The organism is Sphingobacteriales bacterium, from assembly GCA_012517435.1.
Classification (GTDB): Bacteria; Bacteroidota; Bacteroidia; order CAILMK01; family JAAYUY01; genus JAAYUY01.
Window position 1 is genome coordinate 1 of record JAAYUY010000103.1, and the last position, 5,672, is coordinate 5,672.

6 protein-coding genes are annotated in these 5,672 nt (G+C 40.8%); 1 reads left to right on the top strand and 5 read right to left on the bottom strand.

Going from position 1 to position 5,672, the window contains the following annotated elements:
• The 3 genes from GX437_06175 to GX437_06185 all read right to left on the bottom strand — a co-directional run.
• A partial coding sequence (locus tag GX437_06175; GenBank protein NLJ07239.1) for a hypothetical protein occupies positions 1-530 on the bottom strand: 530 nt, incomplete at its 3' end.
• 18 nt (positions 531-548) lie between these two features.
• Positions 549-1,040, bottom strand: a complete 492-nt coding sequence (locus GX437_06180; protein NLJ07240.1) for a cell division protein DedD — start codon at positions 1,038-1,040, stop codon at positions 549-551.
• Entirely contained in the window at positions 1,033-1,698 is a 666-nt protein-coding gene (locus GX437_06185; GenBank protein ID NLJ07241.1) for an AAA family ATPase, read from the bottom strand. Before GX437_06185 ends, GX437_06180 begins: the two co-directional genes overlap by 8 nt.
• 36 nt (positions 1,699-1,734) lie before the next feature.
• On the opposite strand from GX437_06185, the gene GX437_06190 reads away from it, so the two are divergent.
• The gene (locus tag GX437_06190; protein NLJ07242.1) at positions 1,735-2,805 is read left to right on the top strand and encodes a D-alanine--D-alanine ligase; all 1,071 of its coding nucleotides are present in this window, start codon (positions 1,735-1,737) and stop codon (positions 2,803-2,805) included.
• Positions 2,806-2,827: 22 nt separating this feature from the next.
• Here GX437_06190 and mtaB read toward each other — a convergent pair whose 3' ends face one another.
• Together mtaB and miaB are read right to left on the bottom strand one after the other, a co-directional pair.
• The gene (mtaB, locus tag GX437_06195; GenBank protein ID NLJ07243.1) at positions 2,828-4,111 is read right to left on the bottom strand and encodes a tRNA (N(6)-L-threonylcarbamoyladenosine(37)-C(2))-methylthiotransferase MtaB; all 1,284 of its coding nucleotides are present in this window, start codon (positions 4,109-4,111) and stop codon (positions 2,828-2,830) included.
• 60 nt (positions 4,112-4,171) lie between these two features.
• Positions 4,172-5,569, bottom strand: coding sequence for a tRNA (N6-isopentenyl adenosine(37)-C2)-methylthiotransferase MiaB (gene miaB, locus GX437_06200; GenBank protein NLJ07244.1), 1,398 nt, complete (start codon positions 5,567-5,569; stop codon positions 4,172-4,174).
• Between the last annotated feature and the right edge of the window lie 103 nt (positions 5,570-5,672).

The window sequence follows — 5,672 nt, forward strand, 5'->3', positions numbered from 1 at the left end:
TAAGATGAACACCCTGCACCTTTTCCTTTCCTCGGATCATTCATCCCACCATAAATCTTATCATAGCCAAGCAACTGAAATGAATCGATAAAATGATGCAAATGAACCACTGCTGAATCATTTATCAAAAACCTGATAAAGGCAATTCTGCCATCCTCCGACCTTTTATTGATTTCCCGCTTGATTTCTTCAGGATTTTCGTGCCCTCCTGCATATCTTTTAAATAAAACCGCCATCCCTTTCTTTTTCACCACAACATCTTCAAAACATTCATCGTCAACGGATGTGATGGAAGTATAAAGTGAATCGCCATGGTCAATAATCTCAACGAACACATGGCCGATCTCACGCCTCGGATATTGTCTGGGCTTTTTGGCCATATAATTTTTCCCAAGAGAAGTAAGCAGGTGATGCGGAGATTTCCAGTTAAGCGGCTTGGGTGGGGGTATGGTGTATATGGTCAGTGATTGTCCGAACAATACTGTTAAGAGAAAAAAATTCAGAATGAATGTTATGATAGCTTTTAACATTGAAAGTGGCTCCATTAATTACTGATTATCATATCTTTCCGTTTCCTCATGTTTAAATACCAGTTCCACTCCTGCTTGTCTGAACATTTCTTCGGATTCAGCTCCTGCATGGTATTTTTTTTCACAAACCACCCTTTTAATCCCGCAATTGATGATCAGCATGGCGCAGGTGCGGCAAGGAGTCATTTTACAATACAATGTTGCTCCGTGAATGGAGATGCCGAGTTTTGCTGCCTGGGTGATGGCATTTTGTTCTGCATGCACCGTCCTGACACAATGCTGCGATACGCTGCCATCTTCATGAATAATTTTTTTTATCTGATGCCCGACATCATCGCAATGAGGCAGACCTGTCGGTGCTCCCACATAACCGGTAACGAGTATTTGTTTGTCGCGGGCAATAACACACCCGCTACGGCCACGGTCGCAGGTGGCACGGGTGGCTACGGTACGGGCAATTTCAAGAAAATAATCATCCCACGATGGACGAACATGCTTTTCTTCAGTCATTTTTGTCAAGTATTTTTTGAAGTATTAATTCCAGTTTATTTTCAAGCTCATTAATTGTTCCATTGTTGCTGAGTAAAAAATCTGCCTGCGAAATGCAATAGGAAATGTTTTGTTTGTTGGGGTCTTTTGAATTCATTTCCCGCTCTTCATTTTCAAGAAACTCCTCAAAACTGATGTTATCTGTTTCATTCATCCGCTGGCGTATGCGCTGATACCTTATTTCAGGATCGGCTGTAACAGCAAACAGAAAAAAGGATGGTTTCTGACGAAGCATTTCAACTTCTCCCTGTGTTCTGATACTTTCGATAATGCAGTTTTCTCCGCTTTGAGCCGCCTGCTCGTACAATTGTTCAATGATATAGGAAGGCGAATGTTTTGCTCTTAAATCATTGGCCACTTCCACCATGCTGTCGCGGTTAAGCGGCAATCCCCTTCTGGCAATCTCTTCCTTAAGATATTCCCTGACAGAGTAATGCCTGAAATGATAATGCTTCACCAGATAGTCAACAATAGTTCCTTTCCCTGCTCCTATTGTCCCTGTAATGCCTAAAATAATCATTGATTGATTTATACCTTGCTGTTTTGTGGCGGCAAATTTATTAAAGTTATTTTTCCGGATACAGCTATGTGAATAAATATCAACAGTGGACAATCTCACTTCTATTTACTTTGCACTCAAAATGAATATAATTTTATGGTTAAAAATGTCGGAATTATTTTTGGCGGCAAGTCCACAGAGCATGAAATATCCATCATTTCAGCAGGTAATGTTTTTAAAAATCTGGACAGGCAAAAATATTGTCCGGTATTGATTTACATTGATAAAAACGGTCAATGGTTTTTGGCAAATGAGGACACATTGCAATCGGGTAAACCGGCAACCTCAGATTTAAAAAAGCTCGTACTTCGCATGGATGGAAAAGGATTGGCTATTATTAACGGTAATCACCAAAATCTTGATCTGGCTGCAGTTTTTCCTGTTTTACATGGCCCGAACGGAGAAGACGGCAGTGTTCAGGGATTGTTTGAAACAGCCGGAATACCTTATGTCGGTCCCGGAATAGCCGGTAGTGCCAATGCCATGGATAAGGAAATCAGTAAAAAACTCTTCCGTCAATCGGGGCTGGATGTAGCGAATTATGTCTGTCTGCTCCGGCATGAAAATTTCATCCTGAAAGAAATCATTGATTATCTGGGTCTTCCGCTTGTCGTCAAACCTTCCAGAGCTGGCTCATCTGTTGGTATCAGTAAAGCTAAAGATGAAAATGAACTCGAAAAAGCCATTAATCTGGCCTTTGAATATGACAATAAAATTCTGGTTGAAGAATACATCAAGGGACGCGAAATTGAAGTTGCTGTATTAGGCAATGAAGAGCCTGTTGCATCTGTGGCCGGAGAAATAATTACGGAATTTTATGACTACAGAGAAAAATACTCCAAGGAAAGCAAAACTAAGCTGGAAGCCCCCGCTCGCCTTGACGATAAAACCATGGAAAAAGTGAAAAATATTGCCATTCGGGCATTCCGTGCATTGGACTGTGAAGGTATGAGCCGTGTCGATTTTTTCCTGACCCCCGACAGGTTGCTGGTGAATGAAATCAACACCATCCCGGGATTTACAAATATCTCCATGTACCCTCGCCTGTTTGAATTAAGTGGCATTCCACAGAAAGAACTTATTTCAAAACTGATTGAACTGGCCATCAGCCGTTATGAAACAAAAAACAGACTCAAAACCTTTTATGAAGATGCTATTGACTTGTAACTCACTGTTCATTAAAGCCTTATCAGTAAATCATTTTTCCTTTCAGAATCCCTTTCTCTGTTTTCTCAATTGAAACATTTCTGAAGATATTGGTTTCATCAGTGTTTGCGTAAAATTCTACCGGGACAAAATGTTCTCCATATCCTTTGGCAACTTTACCCCTGACCATCTTTTCGACAAGCACACGCTGAGTTTTTCCTCTAAATGATCTGTAATATTTTTCTTTATTCTCTTCTGCCAGTTTTCTGACAATCTTGCTTCTTTCCGTCTTTACCTTTTCAGGAATCTGATTTTCCATTCTGGCTGCCCTTGTGCCTTCCCTGACTGAATATTTAAAGGTATGTATGTGGCTGAATCCCACTTCTTTTATAACACGGATACTTTGTTCAAAATCTTCTTCGCTTTCACCCGGGAAACCCACCATCATATCGGTAGTAAAATTAAAGTCAGGTATGCGTTTTCTGATTTTATCAATCACGTCAAGATATTCCTTCAGGGAATACATTCTCCTCATTTGCAACAATATACGATCGCTTCCGCTTTGAAGGCAAAGATGCAGGTGAGGACAAAGTTTCGGATGACGCAGCAAGTCATAAAAATAATCACCATAGCCGTCAGGCTCAATTGAAGAAATCCTGACCCTGAAATCTCCGGGTATTTCAAGAATCTTTTCGGTCAGTTTTTCAAAATTCACACCCTCTGCCTCATAACGGCCAATATTCACCCCTGTCAATACAATTTCCTTGAAGCCAAAATCAAGCACTTTCCGGATGTTTTCAAGCACATCCCTGACAGGACGGCTGACTGCCCTCCCCCTGACTTTGGGGACAATGCAAAAGGTACAGAAGTTATCACATCCATCCTGGATTTTGATAAAACTCCGGGTATGAAGCGTCTTTTGTGCCGGTAAAAAATCAAACTTTGACGGAAGAAAACTTTCCGGTGAAAGCATTTCACCATTGAGATGAGCATCCACCAGATTAAAAATGCTTGTCTTATGTTCATTATCAATGAAGTACGTAACATCCCTGAAATTTTCAGGATGACTCTTGTAGTTGTTTACCATGCAGCCTGTCAGTACCAGAATACTATCCGGATTTTTCCTCCTGACAAAATTCATTGCCTGCCTCGATTTGGCATCGCTATGATTGGTAACCGTACAGGTATTCACCACATAGACATCAGCCTCTTCTTCAAAATCCACTATCTGATAATCAGCATGGTGAAACCGGGAAACAATACTATCGGTTTCGAACTGGTTCAACCGGCAACCCAGGGTTTTAAATGCTATTCTTTTTCTTTTCATCCCCGTTAAATCAAGTTCATTTGCCAAATATTCTCACTTTCCGTCTTTAACTCTGAAAACTTATACTTTCTCGTACACAAGCGCTCCTTCAACCGATAATTCTGAAGCAGATGTAATTTCCAAATCAATTATTTTTCCTATCAGATATTCATTATCCGATGGAAACCTAACGACAATCCTTCCTTCGGTATGTCCTGAAAGATAACCGGCTTTCCTGTCGCGGCCTGTAACCAGAACTTTTACTTTTTGCCCGATAAGTTGCTTGTTATATTCATAAGCATATTTCCTGAGTGTTTCCGATAAAATATGCAGTCTTTCCTTCTTCTTCACCATAGAAACATCATCTTCCCAGCGTGAACTTGCTGCACCCGGGCGGGGTGAGTACATGGCAATATAAGCCATGTTAAACTTCAGCAGCTCCATGATTTTCTTCGTGTTTTCAAACTGTGCATCTGTTTCTCCCGTGAATCCCACAATAATATCGGTAAAAAGGGTTACCTGAGGAATTTTTTCCCTGATATAATTTGCTATTTCGAGATATTTGGCCACCGAATGTTTCCTGTTCATGCGAATCAACACCTGATCATCCCCTGATTGTAACGGAAGATGAATCTGCCTGGCCAGGCAAGGATATTGTGCAATGATGTCAATCACTTCGAAACTCATATCACGCGGGTGCGGTGAAGTAAAATACACCCAGAACTCTTTACCTGAACGATTACCCATTTCCCCTATTTCCCGCAGCAGCTGAGCAAAATTTAATTCCTCTCCCTTCTTGTCGAGTCCATAAGAATTGACATTCTGACCAAGCAAAGTAATTGACTTGTAATCATTTTGAATAAGTTTATCCACTTCTTCGAGTATTTCGGCTGATGAGCGGGAAACCTCACGTCCGCGGGTATAGGGCACAGCACAAAAAGTACAAAACTTATCGCAGCCATTCTGAATTGGCACATAAGCTTCAAAATACGATTCATATTCCGGACGAATATCCCAGAATTCCTCAATGTGGATATTCATTTCTTTCATTCCTTTCCAGATAACGGCAGGTGATGGTGTCATGGAAGGTAAAGGCGTAGGTTTAACATGTTCCCGATGTTGATGGGAAAATGAGGTTACTACCCCGTATTGCCGGAGCATTTCAGGAAATTCGTTCAGCTCGCTGACAGGAAATACAAGGTCGAAAAGTTTCAGGAATTTTTCCCTGTCTTCGGGTAAAATACAGCCGGTTACAAAAGTCAGTAAGCTTTTTTTGTTTTTCCATTTATTCCAACGTGAAATACGCGAATATACCTTATCGATGGCCTTCTGCCTGACCGAACAGCTTAAAATTCCGAGCAACTGAGCATCTTCTTCCCGCTCTGCCTGGCGGAATCCGTTTTCATGCAATACCCTGACTACCCGCTCACTGTCGGAAATGTTCATCTGACATCCTAATGTTAACAGAAAGTATTTCAAAGCTAATTTTGAAGTTCAGGTTTTATTATAAATTGATTTTCTTTTGTTTAACATTAAAAATAAACCTCCGTATTGATATTTTCAGGTGGAAATCCTTTTTCAA

What these genes read in the sequence shown, in the direction of transcription:
- GX437_06180 (NLJ07240.1), bottom strand. Translation starts at nt 1,040, where the DNA reads ATGACTGAAGAAAAGCATGTTCGTCCATCGTGGGATGATTATTTTCTT.
- GX437_06190 (NLJ07242.1), top strand. Translation starts at nt 1,735, where the DNA reads ATGGTTAAAAATGTCGGAATTATTTTTGGCGGCAAGTCCACAGAGCAT.
- mtaB (NLJ07243.1), bottom strand. Translation starts at nt 4,111, where the DNA reads ATGAAAAGAAAAAGAATAGCATTTAAAACCCTGGGTTGCCGGTTGAAC.